This window comes from Brucella pituitosa, from assembly GCF_003049685.1.
GTDB lineage: Bacteria > Pseudomonadota > Alphaproteobacteria > Rhizobiales > Rhizobiaceae > Brucella > Brucella pituitosa.
In genome coordinates, this window is record NZ_PYSY02000003.1 from 282509 (window position 1) to 306490 (window position 23982).

Here is a 23982-nt window from a genome sequence, read left to right on the forward strand (position 1 = left end):
TTGAACGGATTAATGATTCAAAAGCCTCGGAATAAGAGTTCTTTGATGTCCCGACGCCGCTATGAACACACAGAACGTGAATTGTCGATTATTGCCCCCCCTGTTGCTGTGCAAACTGCGCAGCATCCACCGGATTGATGATCGCATGGTTCTCAATGGTATTCTGTGGCGCTTCCGCACCGGGTCATCATGGTCAGAAATCTCTGAACGCTATGGTATTGCAACAGCCTGTTACAACCGGTTTGTGCGCTTGCGTCGTACTGGTGTCGGGGACCGGACTGCTGGAGGTTGTCTCTGAGGCCTATGACGGAGATATTGTAATGATCGACAGCACCTGTATTCGCATTCACCAGCACGGAGCCGCAGGAAAAAAGGGGATGTTGACGATGGTTGCCTGACCGGGGATCAGATTGCGGCCTGTTCGCAGACAGAAGCTTTTATCAATATTCTCAAAGAAGGAGGCACGCTGCTTGCGGACCAAACTTACGATACCGATGCTATCCGGAAGAAGGCAGCAGACCGCAAAATAGGGGCCAATATTCCACCCAAATCCAACCGCAAGGGTGTCCTTTCGTTCCCGCGTTGGGTTTATCGTCAGAGAAATTTAGTGAAGCGTTTCTTTAAACGCATCAAGCACTATCGTGGTATCGCAATGCGCTATGACAAGTACCCTGTCAATTGTCTCGCTGCAATCAAACTCATCTCTGTCCGCATCTGGTGTCTCAGATTATAAGTATACGCTTTAGGATTATCGAAACGATGCATATCGCCAATTTCGCAAACAAGGGTAGCAGCGGCGATAAGCCGAATACCATGCAAAGCTTGTAAAGCCTCAACGATCGGTACCATCTGCCACTCTTGCATCGCTTCGATAAGCACAGCCTCTAAACGTTTGCAGAGTTCTTCCAATTCACGGATCCGACGTTTGTATTCCTCATAGACAAATTGCTGATACGGAACCGGAAATGTCTGATCCGACAGGCAGCGCCAATGCATAGCTCCCCAACAGGTCTTACCCGAATAACGCCGATCATGCGGTAGCCCGCGCAGAAATTAATCGGGTTTAAAAGTAGAATTTTCTCGGCATTATGATCGAGGAGATTGTAGATGAAGATAAGCAGATTTAGCGAACCGCAAATTCTTGGGATCCTGCATCAGGAAGAAGATGGTGTTCCAGTACCGGAGCTATGCCGCTTGGGTCAGTTCTCAGCGGCAATCAACAACTACAGCAACAGCATAAAGGATGGCACTTTGGGAAAATGCATTCCTTTGGAATCTATTGCCATTCCTCTGCACCTCACGCCATTATCTGTAATGACCGACAAATAACGTAGAAACAGTAAAATCTTTGCGACACACCATTTTATCTTTACCGGCAGGTCAGTCTAAGAACCCTCCTGCTTCGCTTTCAGACGCTCATTTAGCAGAAGCCTGAGCCGGGCATTCTCCGCCTCAAGCTCTTCCAGTACTTCGTCTGTCACCGGCCCATCTTCAGTCTTTGGGCCCGGCTTTCTCGCGCGGGGTTGTTTTTGCGGTGATTTGAGAACCGGAGGCGGGGCGAGGATTTCATCTGTTCCCTCCTTCCTCTCGGACTCCACAACAACTGGCGCTTCTTGAGGGGCCTGCGGTTCTTCAACGGGCGATAACATCTCGGGGAAATCTGTCGGCTCAACCCGCCCCGTTGTCTTATCATTCCCTTGATCGGGATCTTTTGTCGTAACTTTGATCGACAGTCTCGTCGGCAATATATGATCAAGCTGCTCGGGGCTTTGGCTGGTCGCAGGATCAGCATCGACCACTTCATCCGGTAGGGCCGATTTTTTCCGCGACCGCCAGTTCTTCAACCCGGCAACGAGACGCTCCCCCAGTGACTTCATCGTGATCGGCCTCCTGTTGTCAGCACCGCAACGGTGTGACGAGATGCTGTCAGCTTAATCCACACAACACAATAGTTTTGGCAATGATCTACCCTTGCGCATGTCACCAGAACGCATGAATATGATCGGTCATCGAGGTTGGCAGGGTATTCTTAGCGACCATTGATCACCCGATGCTCCAATTGTCGGAGCATTTTGACCAACTGCCCATTCTCCGCCCGTAACCTGGCGGCCAGTTCGCGTTTCAGATCGGCATTCTCAATTTCCAGAGCTAACAATTCAGCCTGAATATCGGACGCGGCAACGATCCAATTTGTCGCTTCTTGTTTCTGCAAAACCAATTTTTTCAAACGACGTCGAACAAATGGCTTTTTCTCCCCGACAACGGTCGCTTCTGTTATGCCAGCTGTTTGCGGTTCTTCCCTTGTGGTAGACGCTTCTTCAGGTTCTGGCGTATCAATGTCGGAAAGTGCTGGCCCGGCTGGAGCGTCATCAACTTTCTCAACAACCGGTTCCGTCAACGATACAGCTTTTGTGGATTTGATATCAGTGCTGCGCTCAACCGGCCTGGTTAGATCAGATTGAAGCTGGACATCCAACGGAGATTGCGGCGCATCCGCTTTCACTTGCCGGGCAATCGACTTCAAATCCAGATTTCCCCACAAAGATGCTGGACCCTTGCGGGCACGCCTGTTTTTATATTCAACGACAACATTACGGTTTGGATTTTTCATCCGTGAATAGCTTTCTCGGCAAAATGTGAAGACGCTCTGTGAGCGCTAAAGAGCTTTTATCAGTAGCTACATATTATACGTCAGGCTTTCAACATTCGATAGAGCGTTGGACCCAATCAGTATGCTCTGAATACAAGCCTGTCTCCTCCTGAACACATGAAGTACACCGCCGTATTGTTACATGAGCTATTGACCTATATGTTTGACGCCTAAATGAATTTCCAAACAACAATCCGGAGCAATCTACTATGGCAGACGAGACCATTGCGACAGTAAACGAAACACCAGTTGACGTGAAAGCCGCCGAGCCTGTGGGTGACACAAAGAAAACTCGCGCACCACGCAAAAAAGGTGAGCCTAAACCTGCAAAGCCAGCTGCAACACCTGCTTCTAAAGCATCCAAGGCAGCATCCGTTATAGCAGAGCCTGTAGCGCGGACGATCAAGAAATATACGCCCGCACAACGCGCTTCCATTCTTGCGTCAGTTGAAAAGGCCACCAAGAACGGCAAAACCACTTTGAAAGCTACGTTGCAACAGTTGGAAGTAAGTGAACAAACCTATTACAACTGGAAGAACGCCGCCGGAAAAGCAGCACCGGCAGCAGCAAAGACAACGGCAAACGACGACCTGAAATCACTTGTCGCCCTTGAAGCCGAAAATCTGAAGCTGCGTCAGGAACTGGCTGCAAAATTGCGCGCAGAAAATGAAGAATTGCGCAAACGCCTCGGACAGGCTTGAGACTAACTGCAATCGTAGTATCTGCGAAAGCGTCATAAAAACAGGTGACTTCCCTCATGCTAGTCACTTGCTCGCCTTTCAGTGAGGGAATTCCGGTCGAAGCCGGATACAAGAACTGTCGTTCAACCAGAGTCGACCGAGCTTGGGTTGCTTTTGCGGAACCTTCAGCCTCTCCCGCCGCCATATCCGCTCGACCAGCTTGATGCAGCATCGCGGTGATGCGGCAGTAGCCATATCGGCCATACTGGAGGGCGGGGCCGAAAGGTGGCCCACGTTCTTGCGCTTGGCGATGTTCATCTATGAATGAAATCATCGGTTCAATGGCCGGTAGAGCTCCGCCGCGATAGATGAAACGGTCGCCCAACGCGACGGCTGTTCTGCCTCGTGAGCCAGCACCATACGCCAGCACCATACGGATGGCACTTGCGCGGACTTCAGGTAAAACTTGTCGTTGTCTTGCTCATAACGGCTCCAACTTTCTCAGAAGTTGGAGCCTCCAGAAAACCCGGTGCGGTTCAGTTGCTTTTGTAGCTAATTTTGCTCGGTAGCCTGTTCACAGACCGTATTTTGATTCAACGGGCCAGACCGACTGCAGTTTTTCTCCACCAAGAATGCGATCTCGCGCCGCTGCTTCGTTAGCGCCAAGCTGATCTGCCTGATCTGCAACCTTTGACAAAATATCTTTCGGAATGACCACGACACCATCAATATCAGCAAAAATCACGTCGCCGGGATTGATCTTAACACCAGCAATTTCAATTTCCACTTGCGAGCGCTTCGGCTCCATTTTGCCTGAAACAGAAACTGGCGATCGTGCACGACCAAACAACGGATACCCCAGGCCGCGAACCTGCGCAATATCTCTCACAGTACCGTTCACAATCGTGGCGGCCGCTCCACGTGTTTTAGCTCCGGAACTCATCAGCTCACCAGAACAGGAGCCCTGTGCACAGGATGAATCAACCACAATAATTCCACCTTCCGGTGTGCAATCGATAGCGTGATGATAGGCGTCCTGCGGCTGATTACGGCGTTCGCTTGGCTCAAACTGTACCGTTACTGCCGGGCCGCATACAACCTGGCCTGGCTGCAAGACGCCTTGCAAAGAAATACCATCAAGATAGCCCCAACCACCGAGTTGCTCTAGGCTGTCATGGACGTCGCCGGAATACCACTTTGATAAACGCTTGATAGATTCCCAATCGGTATCTGCATAGTCGAACTTGTTCATTTGCTTCTCGCTTTTGAATGTATAGCTGCTTTGTCCATTGCTACCTTGAGGTAGCGGGAACTCTCTTCAATTTGTCTGCGTATTGAATTGCGTGCTTCGTCAGGCTTCTTTGCTTTAATGAGGCTGTAGATTTCCTCATGCTCTGCGAGTCCTTCTTGAAGCGATTTGTCTGGAACACGGCTCGTGACACGAATGACGTCAATGATGATCGAAAATAGATTGTCGTAGACTACATTGAGGATTTCATTGCCGACCGAGTGTACAAGGCCAAGGTGAAACGCAGCATCACTGTCCGTAAATCGCGACATATCGTTGGCTTTTGCCGCTGCTCGCATTTCGGCGAGCGAGTCTTCAACCTCTTGGGTGATCGTCAACTCTTCTGAGCTCAAACGCGTAACAACTTCCATCTCTATGATCCGGCGCACGTCCATCAGCTGCACAAGATAATCGGAGTTGTTAGCAAAAAGCTGTTTCACGGTTATGGCCAAAGATCCGAGGAACTCTCCGACATCGTCACGAACCACCAGTGCACGTTCGCCATGCTTTCGGCGAACAAGACCTTTCGTTTCGAGGATTTGGAGAGCTTCACGTACTGAACGTGTGCTCACATTAAAGTCTCGTGCAATGGCCGCTTCTGCAGGCAAACGATCACCGACCTTCAATTGCCCAGAAAGTATCTGCGCTTCGAAGTCTTCCACGACAGAAACATGCAGCTTATCCCGATCTGGAATAGCTCGTTTCAAGGACTGTCGGCTGTCTGCCTGCTCTGCTACCACGCTGTAAATCCTCCATCAACGACGACGTTTGAACCAGTCATATAGGATGATGCATCAGAGGCAAGAAACTGAATAACACCATTATATTCATCGAGTTCTGCCTGCCGGTGCATCGGAACACGTTCAAGAAACGCATCGATAAATTCTTTGTCGAAGTTTGCAGTTTTCACGCCACCAAATGAAATCAGATTAACGCGGACATTTTTAGTGCCCCAATAGGTGCCCAGATAACGGGTCAGATTGACCAGCCCAGACTTGGAGGCTGCATAGGAAATTGCCTTGATGAACGGCTCACCATCGCGTGCTTCGCGATACGCATAAAGCGCCTGATTGGGAGAGACAATTCCGTAGATCGAGCCGACATTGATGATGCTGCCGCGCTGCGCATCAGCCATCTTGGAACCGATCACCTGACAGCAAAGCATAACACCCGTCAGATTGGTTTCGATGATTTCGTTCCAATATTCCTGCGGGTAAATTTCAAAGGGACTATTCTGATCAGCAGAGCCGGATGGCTTGGAATCGATGCCCGCATTGTTCACGAGAATATGCGGCACGCCCCAATCTTCAATCAGTTGGTTGGTTGCCTGTTCCAAAGCGCTCTTATCGGTGACGCTTGCAACATAAACGCGGATGTTATCCGTCAGACCGGGAAACTTGGCACTGAGATCATCGGCGCTGATTGGGCGACGGCTAAAGATCGCAACCTTTGCACCGGCTTCCGCCAGTGACTTGCTGAACTGTGTTCCCAGCTGGCCCAGACCGCCTGTCACAATTGCGACCTTGTCTTTCACACTGAACTTATCGACCATTTTAAATCCTGATAATTCAATCATTGATATTGAACGAGTCTCGGTCGAGTAACTGTTTGCACGACCGAGTATTTTAGTTTGGAAATGCCATTTTGACCGGCGTCATGGGCCAGAGAGGGCGTTGACCTCACGCCCATCTCCGGCGCAGGCGGACTATCGGGGCAGATCCATTGATGCCAGTTTTTTAGGATCAAGCTTGGCACCGTGATATTTTTCGTAAATCTCGACCAGCTTCCCGTTATCGAGATTGGTTTTCACCCAAGTGTCGATCCATTCCTTCAGCTGTGGCTCATTGCGACGCATCGCAATTCCAAGCGGATAAGCTTGCGCCACAAACTTTTCTTCCAGATCGAGCTTTGGATTGGCTTTGATCAGCTCCGTCAAAAGCGGACGCGAGGTTGCATAAATGGCCATTTGGCCACTTGTAACAGCAGCACTTGATGTCGGGTCATCTTCAAAGCGCACGATTTGAACGCCAGAAACATCAGCCGTCTTTTCCGTGAGATTGGTGTCGTTGACCGTGCCGCGAGTGACCGCAACGGACGACCCTGCCAAATCAGCATAGGTCTTCACATTGGATTCCTTGGGTGCAGCCACCACGATAGCTGTTTCAGCATAAGGAACACTGAAGTCGACTACATCCAGCCGCTCTTTGGTAATCGACAGCGTCGACACAGCCAAATCCGCCTTACCCGAGACCAGGAACGGAATGCGCCCTGACGTTGGCACTGTCAGAAACTCAATTTCAACGCCCAAATCCGTCGCAAGCAATTTGGCAGTCTCAACCTCAGAGCCTGTCGGTTCAAACTTTGCATCGCGCATCGCATAAGGCGGATTACCGAGATCAATTGCGACTTGCAGCTTGCCCTTTTCGCGAATGCTTTCGAGCTGATTGGCGAAAGATGGTTGCAGGGAAAGCGCAACAAAGCTTAATCCAAGCCCCAATGCTGTGAGCATACTTCTTCTATTAAATACAGTCATGTTTCCTCCTCCTGGAAATGTTGAAAATTGCTTTGACGCTCCTCTACGCCAATGCAAACATCAGTGGTGTGCCCCAACGAAATTCTTCAGTTCCTGTGTCGCTGGATTGCTTAGGATGTCGGGACTGCCCTGTTCGCAAATCTTGCCTTGATGCATGAACACAACCGTGTCTGCTACCCGTTTTGCAAAATCCATCTCGTGCGTCACCAACAGCATCGTCATTCCGTTGCGCGCCAAGTCTTCGATGACTTTGAGAACTTCGCCTGTCAGTTCTGGATCGAGTGCGGATGTCACCTCATCAAACAGCATGACTTTCGGTTTCATCGCTAACGAGCGCGCAATCGCGACGCGTTGCTGTTGGCCACCCGAAAGCTGCTCAGGATAATTGTCGATTTTCTCGGCTAGACCGACTTGACGCAACACAAGCTCAGCCAGTTCTCTGGCCTCAATGCGGTTGAGCTTTTTGACCCAGCGGAGCGCGAGCGTGATGTTCTGTTCAACCGTTAAATGCGGAAACAGATTATAGCCCTGGAAGACAATTCCGACATCCTGACGCAACGAGCGCACATTGAGTTCAGGATCGTTGACATGATGATCGCAAACCCAAATATCACCGCTATTGATTGTCTCGAGCCGGTCGACGCAGCGCAAAGCAGTACTTTTGCCCGATCCACTCCGACCGATCAGCGCAACGACCTGGCCCTTTTCAATTTCTAGATTGATCCCTTTGAGGACGGATAGCGAGCCATAGCTTTTATGGACATCAACAAACTTAACGATGGCCGACATTATACATCCTCTCAAATTTGCGACTTGCCGCCGAGAGTGGGAAGCAGATGCAAAAATAGAACAAAGCAATCACGAGATAGGTGGTGAAGGGCTGGAAAGTTGAGGCGTTAATTTCTTTGCCGATATAGGTCATTTCCGCCATGCCGATGATCGATGCCAGCGATGTGTTCTTCACAATTTGCACCATAAAACCGACCGTCGGTGGTGTCGCAATACGAACTGCTTGAGGTACAATCACCAACCACAACCCTTGCAAGCCTGTCAGCGCAAGGCAGTCGGAAGCTTCCCATTGCGTGCGCGAAACCGATTGCAAACTGCCGCGCCAGATTGCGCCAAGAAAGGCACTTGCGAAGATCGTCATGGCAATGCTGGCCGCGAAAAGTGACGACACTTCAATGTTAAGGATTGGCAGTCCAAAATAGACCAGAAACATCAGGATCAGGACTGGCGTGCCCTGCACGAGCACAATGTAAGCATCCGCCAATCGAACCAACGCCTTGTTTTTGGAAATGCCTGCAAGAGAAACTGCAAACCCAAAAATACCGCCAAAAACAAAACTGATGATCGATAAAACAACAGTCCAAACAAGCCCTTGCAGCAGAACTTCAACATGCAGCCAGGAGAAAGATGTAAACATTTCGTCCTCCTAGAGATTTGTGCCAAGACGGCGTTTGCGGGGAAAAAAGCCGAACGCAAGAAGCTTGAACAGGCCGCGCATAAGGAATGAAAGCAGCAGATAAATCACGAGAATAACCAGATAGACTTCAAAGGATCGGAAGGTTATCGATTGTATTCGCGCTGCAGCGCCCGTGAGTTCTTCCGCAGAAATCTGGGACGCGACGCTTGTCGCGAGCATCAACAAAACATATTGGCTAACGAGCGATGGATAGACGCGCTCCAGTGCTGGCGGAAGCATCACAGCGGCCAGCATTTGCAAGCGGCTCAAACCAAGAGTGTCAGCGGCTTCCAACTGACCTTTATTGATTGACTGCAAGCCCGCACGGATGATCTCGCTGGAATAAGCGCCGACATTGATGGTCAGCCCGATCAATGCGGAAGCCTGCGCAGAGAACTTCAGGCCCAAAGAAGACAGGCCGAAATACACCAAAAACAGCTGGATAAGCAGCGGAGTGTTTCGGATAGCCTCTACATATATCGCCACGACAATACGCAAAGAACGATATTTGCTGATGCTTGCCACGGCGCAAATCGTACCCAACAGAAACCCTAAAAATGTCACGATCAGCGACATTTTTATCGTTTCGATTGTGCCTTGCAGCAGCAAAGGCCAATATTTTTCCAGAAAAGCGAAACTGAACTCATACTTCATACGCAAATAACCTTGTGCGTAAAGAAGCTATGATCTTCAGCAATAATAACAGCCGATCCACTCTCGCGCACATGCGCTGACTTTTTCATAGCCGTCAGAAAACAAGCGCACGCGAGACGCGTTCGCATCATTTGATATGCGTTCATGGTTATTCCTCCCAAGCACAATTCACCTCACCTGATTAACAGGCCTCCTGGAGATGACTTGTGCCTTACTCAAGCATCTAAATTTATCATATGTCATATGTCAATACGTGAAGGTGATAAAGTGCTACAGTTCGGATTTTTGATCGTGTCCCAGGACGTAGTGTAGATTTTCGGTGCGAATTGAGCTGATTTTTAGCCTCCCAACAGGAAAGATCAGCCCCCGTTCCAACAGGGATTTGATCTGGACTTCTCTCCTGGGCAAAATCCGAAGTAGAAACTTACATGCGATGGAGAAGGAGTTCGTCAATGTCGCGAAGTACGTCAGTTACGCTTGGTGATCATTTTGCCAACTTCATCGACACGCAGGTGAGGGGAGGGCGTTACGGATCTGCCAGCGACGTAGTGCGAGCGGGGTTGGGGCTTTTAGAAGAGCATGAGACGCGGGTTAAGTCATTACAAGATGCGTTGATCGCAGGCGAAGAGTCGGGTCAGCCTAAGCTGTTGGATAGGGAAAGCTTCCTGAGAAGAATGAAGACAAAGCATGCGCTATGAAGCTATCAGCTTACTCCGATGGCTGAGGCTGATCTGGAAGAAATATGGGTTTACACCTTACGAAAATGGTCGCTGGAGCAGGCTAACAGCTGCGTCGATGACGTAATGGATGCGTTTGAAGGGTTAAAAAACGGTAGCAAGCGTGGACGCCTGACAGACATTCGCTCCGGTTATTTTAAATATGCTGTGGGATCGCATGTGATCTATTTTCGGGAACGCGAGAATACGCTGCTTGTTGTCCGTATTTTGCATGGACGTATGGAGTTGATGCGCCATTTGTGAAAGTTTGCACTGACCATGATGATATTCGCGATGACGCTCGTCTTAATCAAATTAGACTCAAAACGGCACGTGGCGACCTGAAATCGCGGATGAGTGGGGAAACCCGCCGCGTGAGGACGGCCGAGATCACCGATTCGCGGCTTCAAATCAATAAGCTTCGATAACCTGTACTTATCGGAGGTTAGACCATCAACCCACCGCCATCACCAGTGCCGGACATTAAATCCACACTGGATTCCGTTTGAGACTTTGTTTACCATAAATTCAATGCGTTATGAACTCGACATTTTACCTCTCCAGACCCTGCTATCGCCTTTGACCCGCGCCAGTGCGGCCCTGGCGCGGCTCGACGAGCGTCTTGCCCACTCCCCGGTCGGCAAGGGACTGATCGAACGGTTCCATTTTGCCGATGCCTGCGCCTCGCTGTGGCTCGACGGCGAACTGGTCGAGATGGAGGATCTGGTGCTGCATGAGGCGGCGCGCGATATTCGCTCCCCCAGTCATGCACTGACCATTGCCCGCGACGTGTTGCAGACGCGCCGACGCATTGCCGCGCAAGCACCGGACTGGGCGCTGAGCCCAAACGGTTTGCGCACTCTGCGACAGGCGGAGCAGGTATGGTCTGCACTGTCTCCTGATGGTGGCATCACTGCAGACAAGGAAAGCTCTGCGGTGCACGACCCGGCGATCGATCGGCAGAATCGGGACGGGGAAGGGAGTAAAAATCGTTTGGATGACGGGTTCGATTTGCCCGGCATAGATCTCGACGCCATTGACGCGGTGCTGGCACGCTCCGACGACGTTTTGGCGAAAGTAAAACAGCCGCAGAGGATGGCTAAGCCGGAGACTGACCCGCTGATCCGCGATCCCGACTGGGATGAGGACGAACGGCTCGGCGAATGGAGAACCATGTTGCGTTCGATCAGCGAGCTGCCGCCGGTGCTGCAGGCCATCCTGGCGCTCGATGCCTGGAACGAGCTCGCGGTGTTGCAACGGGCGCCGTGGTTAGGTCGTTTGCTGGCCGCCTCACTGCTGCGGCGCGAAGGGCTGACCACGAAGGCGCATCTGCTGGCCTTCAATGCCGGCCTCAAAACCATCCGCGTCGAACGGCGGCGGCATCGCAATTTTGAAACCCGGCTTATGGCCTCTCTTGAGGGGCTGATGGCCGGGATCGAACTCGGGTTCAGGGAACATGACCGGCTGATGCTGGCGCGGCAAATGCTGGAACGGCGGCTGACGGGCCGCCGCGCGTCTTCCAATCTGCCGGGGCTGATTGATCTAGTGCTGGCCAGACCCCTTGTGTCGACAGGTCTCATCGCCAAAGAACTCGACATCACATCCCGTGCGGCGCTCCGCCTCGTTGAAGAGCTCAGCTTGCGCGAAATGACGGGGAGGGGGCGGTTTCGGGCGTGGGGGATTATCTAGCATTCTTGCAGCCTGGTAGTCGGGCTGGAGACGCAATATGCCTTACCTCAACTTCCAAAGTGTATGTCAGGGCTTGGTGGCACCTTGGGTTAAGCCACATGCGCGTCCTAACAATCGCCAATCATAACCTATCCGATCAGCTGGGTTCGAATGGTCTTTTCGCGCTCCGCTCTGGAGTTTCATTGGTAGAACGATAGGCGGGAACAGTGGATCCCATTTGGAGTCGTGGGATCATTGTTCCTCCAGCTCGCTATGCATAAACCAGCGTTTGCGGGGACACGAGGAGCTTGCTATAACACGGAATATGCCACTGGAGGTGATTTGTGGGGGTGCTCGATTTCAAGGAAATTCCGCAGGCCCACACTGGCCCGGCACGGGACGATTTCGAATTATTCGCGCGCGAATTTCTACTGCTGAGCAAGTTCCGCGTCTTGGACGGTCCTGACCGTGGCGCCGACGGTGGCCGTGATATGATCGTTGAAGAGACGCGCTCTGGGCCAGGTGGTGAAACAAAAGTCCGGTGGCTGGTGAGCTGCAAGCATAAGGCCCATAGCGGCAACTCGGTTACGCCCACCGACGAGGCAAATGTTCGAGACAGGATCGAGACGCATAATTGCACAGGCTTCATCGCGTTTTACTCGTCGGTGGCAAGCAGCGGCCTTTCCCAAATCTTAATTGCACTGAGGCCGAAGTTCGAGCTGCTAACGTTTGATTCCGCTAAGATTGAAACGGCTCTTCTTACGGGACCGGACGCACATGCGCTTGCCGCGCGCTACATGCCGATATCGTTCAACAAATGGGTACATAGTTCGCAATATGCCGTCTTGCCGCCGGCACCCGATCCGCAGCTGATAAGGAACTCTTTTTTCACCCGTGATCCGCACAGTGAGGTGGAGACGGCATTCGCTGAAGCACGCGCCCGCGAGGTGCCACTGTTCGCCGTAATCTATGATGAGGCCCACCCGTCGTTGAGCAAGTTGGCGTTCTCGCTAGGATACTTCATGGAATACCAGACGACGAAGCGGCTCGTAGATGAGCACTTCGTTCCGCTGATCGGCCCCAGCAGTAACCCGCTCCTCGCGGCTTTGGTGCCGGAGGACAATCCGCTGGAAAATTGCCTGTGGGTGGTGCTTGATCTGGAGGGGAAGATTGTTCGCCGGGAAGGTGTGATCGCGAATCCTGATGAGGGTATGAGGCTGGTGCGGGAGGTCATCAAGACCGTCGCTAACCCGAGTTCCGGCGCCACTGTGCAGACTGATCACAAGTCGGACTTCAAAGCAGACCTAGCTGAATTCATGCGGGTTATTTTAGGGATAAGCATTTCCATGATCCGATAAAGCGCCAGCGTTTTGCCCGAGATGAGGGGTAATGGGCGGGGCTTGCGATCATTTGAGGGCTGGTGACATGGACTCTATCGATGAAACTTTCTGAAAGCGAACAAGCGGCGAACTGGCTGTCTTATTTCACAATCGGCGACGACCTAATCGTGCGTGATTTGTTGGATCATTTCACGGTCGTATCGACGAGCACTTTCCGTAGCTGGGTCTCTATGGCACTGGGCAAAATCGGTTCGAAGGCAACGCCTTTGGCGCTTTACGCGGAGAGAGAGTTTCCGCTTGGTCAGCGCTTCTTTTCAAAGATGGATACGGGCGTGGTTCTCCGGTCAGTCGGCCGTAACGGGCCGAAGTTGATTGAGCCAACCCGTGGCTCGATGCATGTCGGTAGCGAGGGAATTGTTGCGCAATTATTGACCGAAATCGCGCGCCGCGATCCCAAGGCATACCTTCTGTCACCGGGGCCTGATCGCCTGCGGCCAATGAAAACAAGGTCTGCAGTCCACAAAATTGCGATCGTGACCGATTTGCTTGGGTCGGGCGCGAGAATATGTAAGATGCTCGACGCGCTGTGGAGGACAGAAACTTTCCGAAGCTGGCAATCGCATTTAAAAAGCAGGATCGAAATACACGTCGTCGCCTATGCCTCCACCATTGTCGGTGAAAAAGCGGTCAAATCGCATCGCCTGAAACCTAAGTTACATTTCGCAGTGGTCGCTCCGACGATCTTCGACATCTATCGAAGCCATGGTTTGGGCCAGGTGGAAAACTTATGTAAATTTTACAATCCTATACCGGGCCATAGCAAATACGGCGCGCTCGGTTTTGAGGAAGTCGGAACGTTGATCGCTTTCGGTCACGGTTGTCCCAACACTACCCCCCCGATGTTCTGGGCTGAAAGCAGGACCCGCCCGACGTTGTTTCCAAACCGGTCAGCGGTCAGCTTCGACGCAATTTTCCATGTTCATGAGGGGATCCCGTTTTCGGATAAACTGATGTCACTAGGACAGCCAACTCTTTCCGACCCTGAATTGCTCGCCCATTTTGGAGAGGAATCATCACACGCTCTCCTGGTGCTGGCAGCCATGGCAAGGGGTCTTCGGGGAATCTCTAAAATATCTGTGCGAACTGGGCTTGGTGTTCTCGTTGCGGAGAGCCTCATCAAGCTATTTCTTCGCGTCGGTTGGTGTGACGTCCATGGCGCGATTTCGGAAGCGGGGCTTTCCGAGTTAAGGTCCGCTCGTCAGTCTTTAAAATCACGCATTCCTCTTCCGGAGGACAGGATTTCCGTGTATTTCCCAACGTCGTTGCGAGGATGATAGTTTGAACGAGACGCTCGTGCTCACGAGATCGACAGGCCACAAGCCTGTTGGGTTAGGATTGCCGAAGCCCGCCGGACGAGCCACTGCAAAGCCTAGCGGCTACGTGGACGTTTCTTTCCCGCGGCGAATGCCTTACGGAGAAACGCCCACGCAAACGCACTGATAGGCTAAAGTCGTTGAACTACATAACCTCGCAACACCTTCGCTCAATCGGCAAATCGCTAAAAATCCAACCCGGTGTTCTGGATCGTGCTGTCCTGGTTCACCGGCGCATTTCTGGACAACACGCTGATCGTGCTGTCGTGTTCACGCTTGCTCATCTCGCGCATCTGACGGGTGTACATTACAATTTCCTGAGAATGTGCATACAGGATCCCGGCACTCGTTCCTATCGAGAGTTCTTTATCAAGAAATCAACCTCCGGGCAGAAGAAGAACAAGCGGCCTGCAAGTCGACCAATGCGCCGTATCTCTGTCCCGGCACCATTGTTGATGCTCGTTCAGCGATGGATACTTCACCGTATCTTGCATACAGCGGACGGGCACGAAGCCAGTGTTGCCTTTCATAAAGACGCCGATATCAAACAGGCCGCAAAACTGCATTGCGGCTGCAAGTGGCTGATCAAGCTCGATGTGCAGAATTTCTTCGAGTCGATCAGCGAAGAGCAGGTGTTCAAGGTTTTCGTTCGACTCGGCTATCCGCGTTTGCTTTCGCTTGAGCTGACACGGCTTTGCACAAAGGTTATCGATCCGGAAAAACGCGTGCGAACACGTTTCACACGTGTAGCGAATTATGGCCGAGGTCCGTATGAGGATGACGCGTTTCTCGATCAGTCCTTAAAAAGGCGGGAGCGTTTGGGCTCACCCATCTTGGCTCAGAGGCGAGTCCTTCCGCAAGGCGCTCCAACTAGCCCACTTCTGGCAAATCTCGCTGTCTTCGAGATGGATCGTGAGATCATGGAAATCGCTACTGAGCATGACCTCGTCTATACGCGCTATGCCGATGACATTGCACTATCGACCAAGCGAGACGACTTCACACGAGATGAGGCGAGCAAAATCATCGGCAAGGTCTACGCTTGCTTCGCGAAAGCGCGGCTTGTCCCACATCCCGGAAAGGCCTGCGTGCGAACACCGGGTGCGCTCAAGATTGTGTTGGGTTTGGTCGTCAACGGCACGCAGCCACGCCTAACCAGGGAATATAAAAACAAGCTTCGCCTGCATGCCCACATCCTTGGGACTAAGGGCATTGATCCATCGGAACATGCGGAAGCCTTGGGGTTTCGGTCAGTGCTGAGTATGCGACGCCACATTTTCGGAAAGCTCGAGCACGCAAAGCGTATCGAACCACATTTTGCAGCAAAGATTGGCGATTCGCTCAAGGCGGTGAACTGGTTGCTTTAGTAGAACCCCCTGCACCCGAAGAATCGGTTCGCCTCACGCAGATCCTTGATCACAGCAAGAGGCATCTAGACATCTCTCGTGCCGGGCCTCTTCATCGCAGGAAGCCATATCTATATAGCAGAAGCCGAATGGATTGGGGCGTTACCTCAAAAACCTGCCTTGAGACGAGCGCACCGTCAGGATGCGCTTGGAGATGTTCATGGGTTTCAACGTCGTAGTAATTGAGAGCGACCTCTGCTGGCCATGAAAAATTTGGATCAAATGGCACCTCTGCATATGGGTTAAAATAGACCTGAAGCCCGTCGAGATGGGTTTCGCGATGATATGATGAATGCTGAATGAGCACATCCGCGCCGCCGATCTGATCTTCGCTTTCTCGACGGTCTACGACCAGGTAGTTCAACGGGCCGAGTTGAAAGCGGTGCGAATTTGGCTCCGCCTTGTTCTTGTCGATCAGCCTGTACCGCGTCGAACGAACGAGCTTATCGATCTTGCTCTCAATGACGGCTTTTCCAAAGGCGCCGACAGTTGAGAAAAAGACGGCGCTGATCTCCTTGAACGAATCGTTCGTGAAAATTCCCATTTCGACAGGCGCTCCTGAAGGCTTCAGGAGCGAGCTGATCTTGCCCTGCTTTCCAAGGTCTGGCCCTTCCAGCGCCGGTGACGCCAAACCAAAAAGGACCATGTTGATGAGCTCGTTGTTTTGAAAGAGCGAGAGTTCGCTATCGAATGGGGCAATAGCGATCACAAAAGGCCGCCCTCGCACGTGGCTCATCGAGGCATACGGGTGCTTCTTTTCTTCGCTTCCGCGGTAGAGGTTCAACTTGTCCCTGATTTTCCCAGCAAGCTTCAACGCACCTCGGGTTTTGAAGTCTTGCTCGTCGAACGGCTTCACTGAGGGGGCTGTCGCCGGCATATCGGAAATGACGGCTTCGATATTGAACTCGTAATTACCTGGCCCGCTGACGAAGAAATCCGGCGCAGATTTCGAAAAATCGACGCTGCATCCTAAATCGATCAGCGCCCTGTTGAGATAGAGTTCCCACATTGACGAGTTAAAAGTCGTTTGGAACTCATTGATGAATTTTTCACTTTCGCCCTTCCGATTGAGCAAGCCGGTTGCCCAAGCCTGAATAACAGGCCGGACTTTCTTGTAGCCAGCATCGGCGGAGATTGCACGAAAGTGCTTGTGGAGCCTTTCACTTTGGAAACGCGGATCAAACAAATCCATTATTCAAATACCATTCGTGTCTATGAGTCGCGTTTCTCGCGGGCCGCGCCTAAATGAAGCTGTTTAATATGCTCCGCGGTCCAGCCGACGAAGAAACAGCCTTGCGGTGACCAAATTTATCTGGAGTCTGAACGTCGCGTCCTCTTCTTCAGACAGTCCAGGATGCCCGCCGTGCGGATGCATTCGGCTTAGGAGTGCCTGGACGAATGGAGACTTTTTGCCATCTGGGGTCCACTCGTTGTAGTCTGCCAAGAGAAACGGCGGCGTAACGCTTCCGCCCAGAAAATCGCGCATCTGTCGACTGTCAAACGTTAGATCGCAACCCGCCAAGACGGCGATCTCATTGAAATAGCTTTCAAGAAAGTTGCGAAGCTCGCCGTTTGCGCCTGACCACTCGCCTCTCTGGAAGGCAGACATTGCCCGAGCCAAATGACCCTCAGCAGTGCTTAGTTTGTGCTTTTTTCGGAGTTGAACGACTTCGTTTTCTGCCTCTCGCATATTCAGCTCGGGGGCATCGGGTGGCAACATCCTTACAAGGATTGCTGGCGCCCTTGAGGCGCGTCTACCCCACACGTCGTCGTCCTCAAGAGGCTCAACGATCTCAAAACCGTCGAACCTGAGACCTGCCTTCAGCTTTTGCCAAGAAGGCGTGTCTTTCTTGGTCGACCAGTTCGTAAGGGCCTTTTCGATGATTGCTCGCTCTAGGCTGACTTGGCCGGATTCTGTATAGACCGGCGGTCCACCTTCTATTGCGGCCTTGAAAAGGCTGACGACCCTTGCCGGCTTGCTGGCTCCTCCACCCCTGTCCTCGATTCCTCACTGCTTTTCGATAACGTCGATGTCGCTATGGGAATAACTATCGGAAATGACCTCCGCAGCGGCAACCACTGTCATCCTATTGAATTCGCCCATTGGCCTTTTCTCCCCAGTCAAAATTATGAAGCAAGATCATCGAACTTGCGGATAAACGCGGCTTGAAGATCAGTGTCGTTGAGCAGATCACGGCCGTAGTCATTGATGTAGTCTATGATCTGCGTCTGGAACGTGTTTCGAAAAACTATCTTCCGAGTACAATCGACGCCCATCCGTCCTGATGAGTGAATGATCCAGCCACCCTTCGTCCTTGCTTCATGCAACAGTGCACAACGGACCTGCCGATAAAACTCGACAGCATCCTCAAGCTTAAACAACGCGTTAAAGGGCGCTGTTGTCGACAGGAAGGTCGCGAAGAGGTCACCGCTTAAGTTGTACTCATAAGGAGGAATAGGGTTCTTGTGACGGTAGATTAGGCCGCCTCGACAAGCAGCAAGAAATTCCAGCAAGGCGCACTGAATGGATACAATGCTGAACCCTTCTCCCTCCCAGCTTCCTTTGTCCTGAAGGACACGGATTGGCTTCAGATATCGGCTCTCCAGCCGCCGGAAGAAGAATTCGTCAAACGCCTTGTCCCAACGGCTCGTGGCATCGCCGATAACTATCGTTTTTGAAAGCAGCCGCCAGTCGGTGGCACTTCGGTTAGGCGCCAATAGGATTTCTCGCTGGGCGTGCTCTTCAACCATTTCTCACTGACTCCGACGTTTAGAAAATCGCCTTATGGTAGTATGTTGACATGTCAGGTAAAAAATATCAACATAGCTGACATTAGGAGATTTCAATGAGCGATGGTCCCCATAAAAGCTTGCCTCTCCGTCACGGCTACCAGCGTGTCGCCGCGTGGGCGTTCAAGCCAGCATTCAGTGTCAACCAGATCGGAGAAGCCGCGGAAGTGGCGCTTTTACGCGACGTGGCAATCGAGGTGGCGCCAACACTGAAGCAAATCGTGGCGATTGCTGACGGGCAGGATCTTCTCAGTTTGGCTTCGTCGATGAACGATGAGCTTGATCGCGTGCGGGTGGACCCGGCTGTCGATACGCTGGCCGCATCTGCGGTCGAATGTGCTCAGATGGCCCTCAAAGAAGGGTATCGCGGAATTGTCGCACTTGAGAAGGGTCTGGCCGCTGCCATGTCCGAGCGGCTCGCAGCGAACGGGCGAGCAATGGAGGAACATTACCTGGTCAAGCTTGGTCCCGGTGCCTGTCAGCAGATGAGGCGCCGGGTCAACGACACCATTGGTCACATGAACAGTAATGGTGCCTTCGGCCGTCTGGCAAAGTCCATCCTCGGTGATCGCTCCATCAGCGTGTCGAGGACGCCCACCGTTCACGATGGTCTTGATCAGGGGGTCGCATTTTGAGCGCGCAGCCAAACGAGATTCAGTCTATCCGGGTCGCCGTTATCGAGCGGGGTGCGAAGTCCGTGAGTGGCTGGCACGTGGCTGAGATTGGAAAAGAGATCGCCTTTAAAACGGAAGATCTGGACGACTATCGAACGAAAAATTGGGACAGCCGTGTCTACGATGCGATGGTCCTCATCGCTGCGGTAGAATATTGTGACAAAGCGTTGAAGCGATCAGGGCTTCTCTGGGCAAGACGGTTCGAGCTCAAACTTCCGGTTCACGACGTCAGGCATTGGCAGAGCCCGATGGTGGTAGATGCGATCGCAGGTGCGTTGAAGTTTCTGACCGGTGATGAATGGAATATCACCTTCACCGCTACTACGACTGATCTGGATGCCGACATTGGGCGGCAGAGCCTTTTGGAATGGGGAGATGCCGGGCGAACCGTGACGCCTTTCAGCGACGGTCTAGATTCCCGCGCGGTATCAGCGATCCTCAGCGCAAACGGTCGTGGTGATCGGATCATAAGAGTGCGTGTCGGATCGAAATCCGATGATCGGCCAATCCGCGACCGCAAGAAAGTCCCCTTTTTGAACATACCGTTCACGGTGAACATGAAAGGGCGCGGGATAAAAGAATCCTCAGTGCGCAGCCGAGGGTTCAAGTTCACGCTCCTGAGTTCTCTGGCTGCCTATCTCGTCGGCACCCACGATGTGGCCATGCCGGAAAGCGGGCAGGGGGCACTTGGTCCCACTCTTGTTCCCACCAGCCATGGCTATGAAGATTACCGCAACCACCCACGCTTCCTTCGAAAGATGGAGAAGGTGGTGGAGGCGATTTTTAACTACGCCATCCGTTTCCAGTTGCCGCAGCTTTGGAGGACGAAGGGACAAACTCTTGCGGAATTCGTCTCGATTGAAAGCAATCCCGATGAGTGGAATAAGACCCGGTCTTGCTGGCAGCAGAGTCGTAATTCATCATTCGCCAGCAAGCGTCGTCATTGTGGCGTATGCGCGGCTTGCATGTTGCGCAGGTTGAGCTTCCATGCCGCCGGCATTGATGAGCCGAAAGAGAATTACATTTGGGAGGATTTGCGCGCCGAAGATTTTGCGAAGGGTGCCGTTCATGGCTTCGATAAGGTAACGCGTGCAATGCGGCGATACGGTATCGCCGGAGCGCTGCATCTTGATCATCTCGCCGAAATGAGCGCTTCACCATTGCACAGGATCCGGGTAAAGCGGAGCGCTTGGCAATTGGCTGAGCAAATGCAGATAACGACGACGCAGGCCGAAGAGCAGCTTTTCGGCTTGCTGGAACAGCATGACAGAGAATGGAAGGCATTCATGAAAGATCTTGGGCCAAAATCATTCGTCGCCCAATGGTTGGCGTGAACGCGATGAACGAAGGAAACGATCAGTTCGATGCGGAACAGCTCGGCGAACGGCTGCGCATTGCCCGAGAGACCGCCGGGAAAACCCAAGCCGACGCAGCGTCCCTGATCGGCGTCGGCCGCACGACTCTGGTCGCGATTGAGAAGGGTGGCCGTCGTGTAAAGATCAGTGAGCTTCAGCAGCTCGCGCAATTCTATAAAACCAGCGCCAACGCGCTGCTTCGTAAAGAAGCTGTTCATGTCGAGCTGACGCCAAAATTTCGAAGACTTGCGGATCACGAAGAAGCGTCCGTATCGGCGGCGGCAGAGCTTATGTCCGCGCTTGTCCGCGCTGACGTGGAGCTCGAGGCGCTACTGGGGGTTCCGCACGTTCGCAATCTGCCGCCCGAGCGTGCCATTCTCGCCGGCGAGGTTCGCCAACAGGCAGAGCAGCATGCCTTGGAACTTCGCCATTGGCTCGGTCTCGGTTTAGCGCCGGTTTCGGACATCAGCGCGTTGCTGGAAATGCAGATGGGCGTACGGCTTTATGTTCGTCGTCTGCCGGCCAAGATTTCCGGTCTCTTTGCCTTTGACGATTCGGTCGGAGCCTGCATTCTGTTGAACTCCGGTCACCCGATCGACCGGCGCACGCAAACGGCGGCGCACGAGTTGGGTCACTTGGTCGCAACGCGCAGCCAGCCGGAGGTAAGCGAAATCGACGAGCTTGAAAGCTCTCGGGAGGAGAAGTACGCGAACGCTTTCGCTCGAGGTTTTCTGACGCCAGCGCAGGCGGTCCGGCAGAAGTTCGAGGAAGTGACTGCAGGGGCTACGAGCCTCACCCGCCGTCACGTCATAGTCCTTGCCCATTTTTTCCACGTTTCGCGCGAGGCAATGGTGCGGCGGTTGGAGGAGCTGCAGCTTACCAAGCGTGGTACTTGGGACTGGTTCCAGGCGAACGGCGATATCACTGAGGAGCATGTCAGGCAGGTTTTCGGCGACGCTGTTCAGAGCGATCGAATGAAAGACGAAGCCGCGCTGCCGGTGCCCCTCAAAACTGGGCTGATGGCCTATCAAGCGGCAAAACGCGGTCTTTTGAGCGAGGGCCAGATCGCGAGAATGCTTCATCTGGATCGCGTGCTGGTCCGCGACCTCCTGACTGATATCGACGCCGAAGAAAGTGGAGCCAATGCGGCAACCTCTATTCTCCGGTAGCGTTTCGCCCAACCTCGTCGTCGATACCAGCGTGATCATAAACCTGAATGCGACAGGGCAAGGAGCTGATGTTGTTCGCGCGTTTGGAGTGACGCTTCGAGCGAGTACCATTGTCCGGGACGAGCTCATCGCCGATCGCTTCAGTGCTAGAAACGATGCTGATATGGCAACGAAACTCGCCGATGACGGACTGCTCGAATTCGTTGAGCTTGATGACGAGGGAGAGCGTCTTTTCGCGGGCCTTGTTAGCGGAAGTACAGCAGAGACCTTGGATGACGGTGAAGCTGCTACGCTCGCGGCCGGGGCCGTCTTAGGCTATACCGTCGTCATCGACGAGCGCAAAGCGCAGCGGATCGCCGGCGAGCGGTTCACGTCCATGCAGATCATCACGACGGCTGACATTCTTTGCTCCGAGCGTGTTGTCTCTGGCCTGGGGACAGCAGCCGTCGGAAATCTGATTTTCAATGGTTTGGTTGGCGCCCGAATGTTCGTTCCTGAACGGCATCATGGTTGGGTCGCTAATGTTCTCGGCGAACGCATTACCAAATGCCATAGCTTGCCTGCCGCTTTGCGTCAGATAGTGAAACAAGCGGGCTGAAAATGCTGACATCCTGCAGGCGCAATCTTTCTGGCATGGGCGCCTGCTATCATCACGGAGCCTTCGAGCATGACCTGCTATTTTCAGGGGTGTAACGAAAAGGGAGTAACTAAGGAACATATTCCCCCGCGTTCATTCTTTCCCGAAGGCGAGAGGCATCAGCTCCTGACGGTGAAGGCTTGTAAAACCCATAACAACGACAAGTCGATGAATGACCTCTATGTTCTCGCCCAGATCTGTATGCATTCCTCGCCGCGCAATCGAGCGCGCGAGGTATTTCAAGACCGCGTGGCGCCACAGCTTTCGCGCAATAACCATGCCTTGATGCGCCTTTTATCAAAAGGCGCTGTTCAGGTCCCCGGTGGGGTTGCCTACACTGTTGACCAGACTCGCTTCGATGAGTTTTTCACCGCCCTGTCCTGTGGTCTCGTTTACAAGTCGCAGAAAGCGCAATTGCCGCGGAACTACCGCATCAACCACATTTATCATCAGCTTCTCGACAACGGCAGCGCTGAATGGAAGCAGTTTGTCGCGGGAGTTGATAAATTCTATGACGCCAAGCCTCTTAAGGTGTTGAATTTCGGCAGCCCGAACGCTCTAAACGAGCGGATCTACACCGTTGAGATTCACGGTATCCCTAGGTTTGCAGGGAGTCTCACGATCGTGCACCGATTTTTTGGTGTCTTTAAAGTGACATCGATGCTCACGCGACTTGTTGATGGCGATGACACAGATGGAGCTGCTCAGGCGTGAACTCTGGTATCGCCTCTAGCCGGAACTGATCGCCAGCTCCTCTACCGTATTTTTGGCTATCTTGGTACCATTCCCCGTTGATCGTTGCGCTGGAATTGCTAGTCTAGCGATTAGAGGGAGAGGGGGCTTTCCATGAAAATTTTACTCGCGTCATCCATCGCCGCATTGGGTCTATGGCTATGCAGCACTAGCGCTTCCGCGGCGTCGTTTTGCCAGGCGGCCGGCGATCGAAACTGCTTCACCGGCAAGTTCGGGTTGGTCGATATTCCGGGCGATCCTGACCACAAGCTGCTTGAGGCCGATTTCGGCTATATCGATGCCAAGGGCGTGGGTTGGCAGACCAACAAGGCAACCAAGACCGAGGGGGCATCGATCCCCCCGCTGTTGCAACCTTTTGTGGGTTCACCATGGGAAGATGGCTACATCCGCGCGGCCGTTATCCACGACTGGTATTTTGATCGACATGTGCGAACCTGGAAAGAAACGCATCGCGTTTTCTATGACGCGATGCTCGCCAGCGGATTGCAAAAACCGAAAGCAAAGCTGCTGTTTTACGCAGTCTACGCGTTCGACCGCGCTGGGGCTGTCTTGTTCCTGGCCAATCCTGCGCGGCGGGAAAGAATTGCATTCAGATGACGGGAAAAGAAGCGGCATTTGTTCAGCTGCCCGGCGAATTGGACGACCAGTCCGGAACTAGGGAATTACGAGCGATCGCAGCAGCGATCGCCCTCAAGGAAGATACCGAAGATGCGTTGACCCTTGATCAGCTTATGGCGATCGCCGACGAGGCCCATCCGAAACAGTCGCTCAAGGATGAGAAGCCCACAAGCGGCGGCGGAATAACGAAGTGAACCACATATTGTCGTTGCG

Annotated in this window: 26 protein-coding genes and 3 pseudogenes; 16 read left to right on the forward strand and 13 right to left on the reverse strand. The window is 52.8% G+C overall.

What is annotated here, in order from left to right:
• Positions 1-45 precede the first annotated feature (45 nt).
• Positions 46-733: pseudogene (locus tag C9380_RS21565) on the forward strand (transposase).
• On the opposite strand, the gene C9380_RS21570 reads toward C9380_RS21565, so the two are convergent.
• Positions 658-996 carry a transposase gene (locus tag C9380_RS21570; protein ID WP_128094617.1) on the reverse strand — a complete coding sequence of 113 codons (339 nt, stop codon included), beginning with the start codon at positions 994-996 and terminating at the stop codon, positions 658-660. The pseudogene C9380_RS21565 and the gene C9380_RS21570 sit on opposite strands and share 76 nt — an antisense overlap.
• 111 nt (positions 997-1107) lie before the next feature.
• Here C9380_RS21570 and C9380_RS21575 point away from each other — a divergent pair, with 111 nt between their 5' ends.
• Positions 1108-1329 carry a hypothetical protein gene (locus tag C9380_RS21575; RefSeq protein ID WP_128094618.1) on the forward strand — a complete coding sequence of 74 codons (222 nt, stop codon included), beginning with the start codon at positions 1108-1110 and terminating at the stop codon, positions 1327-1329.
• Between the two features lie 56 nt (positions 1330-1385).
• Here the strand turns inward: C9380_RS21575 and C9380_RS21580 are convergent, their stop codons facing one another.
• Positions 1386-1877 (reverse strand): hypothetical protein, encoded by a 492-nt coding sequence (locus tag C9380_RS21580; protein WP_128094619.1) that lies wholly within the window; start codon positions 1875-1877, stop codon positions 1386-1388.
• Between the two features lie 152 nt (positions 1878-2029).
• Positions 2030-2611: a hypothetical protein gene (locus C9380_RS21585; RefSeq protein ID WP_128094620.1), complete on the reverse strand. Its 582-nt coding sequence runs from the start codon at positions 2609-2611 to the stop codon at positions 2030-2032.
• Between the two features lie 248 nt (positions 2612-2859).
• Here C9380_RS21585 and C9380_RS21590 point away from each other — a divergent pair, with 248 nt between their 5' ends.
• Complete coding sequence (locus C9380_RS21590) at positions 2860-3351, forward strand: transposase (protein ID WP_128094621.1); 492 nt, start codon at positions 2860-2862, stop codon at positions 3349-3351.
• An 84-nt stretch (positions 3352-3435) separates the two neighbouring features.
• Here C9380_RS21590 and C9380_RS21595 read toward each other — a convergent pair.
• From C9380_RS21595 to C9380_RS21635, 8 genes and pseudogenes are all read right to left on the reverse strand, one after another.
• Positions 3436-3604, reverse strand: a pseudogene (locus C9380_RS21595) (IS3 family transposase); the annotation flags it as partial.
• A gap of 300 nt (positions 3605-3904) precedes the next feature.
• Positions 3905-4582: an RraA family protein gene (locus tag C9380_RS21605; RefSeq protein ID WP_100558175.1), complete on the reverse strand. Its 678-nt coding sequence runs from the start codon at positions 4580-4582 to the stop codon at positions 3905-3907.
• Positions 4579-5358 (reverse strand): FadR/GntR family transcriptional regulator, encoded by a 780-nt coding sequence (locus C9380_RS21610; protein WP_100558176.1) that lies wholly within the window; start codon positions 5356-5358, stop codon positions 4579-4581. Before C9380_RS21610 ends, C9380_RS21605 begins: the two co-directional genes overlap by 4 nt.
• Positions 5352-6170 carry an SDR family oxidoreductase gene (locus tag C9380_RS21615; RefSeq protein WP_128094622.1) on the reverse strand — a complete coding sequence of 273 codons (819 nt, stop codon included), beginning with the start codon at positions 6168-6170 and terminating at the stop codon, positions 5352-5354. The genes C9380_RS21610 and C9380_RS21615 overlap by 7 nt, the downstream gene beginning before the upstream one ends.
• A 153-nt stretch (positions 6171-6323) precedes the next feature.
• Positions 6324-7151 (reverse strand): transporter substrate-binding domain-containing protein, encoded by an 828-nt coding sequence (locus C9380_RS21620; RefSeq protein WP_128094623.1) that lies wholly within the window; start codon positions 7149-7151, stop codon positions 6324-6326.
• 60 nt (positions 7152-7211) lie between these two features.
• On the reverse strand, positions 7212-7940 hold the full coding sequence (locus C9380_RS21625) for an amino acid ABC transporter ATP-binding protein (RefSeq protein ID WP_128094624.1): 729 nt from the start codon (positions 7938-7940) through the stop codon (positions 7212-7214).
• Complete coding sequence (locus C9380_RS21630) at positions 7924-8577, reverse strand: amino acid ABC transporter permease (RefSeq protein WP_100558180.1); 654 nt, start codon at positions 8575-8577, stop codon at positions 7924-7926. The genes C9380_RS21625 and C9380_RS21630 overlap by 17 nt, the downstream gene beginning before the upstream one ends.
• A 9-nt stretch (positions 8578-8586) precedes the next feature.
• Positions 8587-9270: an amino acid ABC transporter permease gene (locus C9380_RS21635; RefSeq protein WP_100558181.1), complete on the reverse strand. Its 684-nt coding sequence runs from the start codon at positions 9268-9270 to the stop codon at positions 8587-8589.
• Between the two features lie 452 nt (positions 9271-9722).
• Here C9380_RS21635 and C9380_RS21640 point away from each other — a divergent pair, with 452 nt between their 5' ends.
• The 6 genes and pseudogenes from C9380_RS21640 to C9380_RS21665 all read left to right on the forward strand — a co-directional run bounded on the left by C9380_RS21640 (position 9723) and on the right by C9380_RS21665 (position 15734).
• Entirely contained in the window at positions 9723-9968 is a 246-nt protein-coding gene (locus C9380_RS21640; protein ID WP_128094625.1) for a type II toxin-antitoxin system ParD family antitoxin, read from the forward strand.
• Positions 9969-9983: 15 nt separating this feature from the next.
• Positions 9984-10250 (forward strand): annotated as a pseudogene (locus tag C9380_RS21645) (type II toxin-antitoxin system RelE/ParE family toxin); the annotation flags it as partial.
• A gap of 258 nt (positions 10251-10508) precedes the next feature.
• Positions 10509-11675, forward strand: coding sequence for an RHE_PE00001 family protein (locus C9380_RS21650; protein ID WP_128094837.1), 1167 nt, complete (start codon positions 10509-10511; stop codon positions 11673-11675).
• A 323-nt stretch (positions 11676-11998) separates the two neighbouring features.
• Positions 11999-13012 (forward strand): hypothetical protein, encoded by a 1014-nt coding sequence (locus C9380_RS21655; RefSeq protein WP_128094627.1) that lies wholly within the window; start codon positions 11999-12001, stop codon positions 13010-13012.
• Between the two features lie 80 nt (positions 13013-13092).
• Positions 13093-14328 (forward strand): phosphoribosyltransferase-like protein, encoded by a 1236-nt coding sequence (locus C9380_RS21660; protein ID WP_128094628.1) that lies wholly within the window; start codon positions 13093-13095, stop codon positions 14326-14328.
• A gap of 179 nt (positions 14329-14507) precedes the next feature.
• Entirely contained in the window at positions 14508-15734 is a 1227-nt protein-coding gene (locus tag C9380_RS21665) for a reverse transcriptase family protein (protein ID WP_128094629.1), read from the forward strand.
• Positions 15735-15825: 91 nt separating this feature from the next.
• On the opposite strand, the gene C9380_RS27725 is transcribed toward C9380_RS21665, so the two are convergent.
• Complete coding sequence (locus C9380_RS27725) at positions 15826-16965, reverse strand: hypothetical protein (protein ID WP_247877663.1); 1140 nt, start codon at positions 16963-16965, stop codon at positions 15826-15828.
• A gap of 935 nt (positions 16966-17900) precedes the next feature.
• Positions 17901-18524 (reverse strand): hypothetical protein, encoded by a 624-nt coding sequence (locus C9380_RS21680; RefSeq protein WP_128094631.1) that lies wholly within the window; start codon positions 18522-18524, stop codon positions 17901-17903.
• A gap of 95 nt (positions 18525-18619) precedes the next feature.
• Between C9380_RS21680 and C9380_RS21685 the strand changes: the two genes are divergently transcribed.
• The 7 genes from C9380_RS21685 to C9380_RS27730 all read left to right on the forward strand — a co-directional run bounded on the left by C9380_RS21685 (position 18620) and on the right by C9380_RS27730 (position 23963).
• A complete protein-coding gene (locus C9380_RS21685) occupies positions 18620-19198 on the forward strand; it encodes a hypothetical protein (protein ID WP_128094632.1) in 579 nt (192 codons plus the stop codon).
• Positions 19195-20571, forward strand: a complete 1377-nt coding sequence (locus tag C9380_RS21690) for a 7-cyano-7-deazaguanine synthase (RefSeq protein WP_128094633.1) — start codon at positions 19195-19197, stop codon at positions 20569-20571. The genes C9380_RS21685 and C9380_RS21690 overlap by 4 nt, the downstream gene beginning before the upstream one ends.
• Positions 20559-21761 (forward strand): ImmA/IrrE family metallo-endopeptidase, encoded by a 1203-nt coding sequence (locus C9380_RS21695; protein ID WP_374844474.1) that lies wholly within the window; start codon positions 20559-20561, stop codon positions 21759-21761. The genes C9380_RS21690 and C9380_RS21695 overlap by 13 nt, the downstream gene beginning before the upstream one ends.
• On the forward strand, positions 21736-22359 hold the full coding sequence (locus C9380_RS21700; protein WP_128094634.1) for a PIN domain-containing protein: 624 nt from the start codon (positions 21736-21738) through the stop codon (positions 22357-22359). The genes C9380_RS21695 and C9380_RS21700 overlap by 26 nt, the downstream gene beginning before the upstream one ends.
• Before the next feature lie 69 nt (positions 22360-22428).
• Complete coding sequence (locus C9380_RS21705) at positions 22429-23112, forward strand: hypothetical protein (RefSeq protein WP_128094635.1); 684 nt, start codon at positions 22429-22431, stop codon at positions 23110-23112.
• A gap of 132 nt (positions 23113-23244) precedes the next feature.
• The gene (locus C9380_RS21710; protein ID WP_247877662.1) at positions 23245-23748 is read left to right on the forward strand and encodes a DUF1353 domain-containing protein; all 504 of its coding nucleotides are present in this window, start codon (positions 23245-23247) and stop codon (positions 23746-23748) included.
• Entirely contained in the window at positions 23745-23963 is a 219-nt protein-coding gene (locus tag C9380_RS27730) for a hypothetical protein (RefSeq protein WP_247877661.1), read from the forward strand. The genes C9380_RS21710 and C9380_RS27730 overlap by 4 nt, the downstream gene beginning before the upstream one ends.
• Positions 23964-23982: the final 19 nt, after the last annotated feature.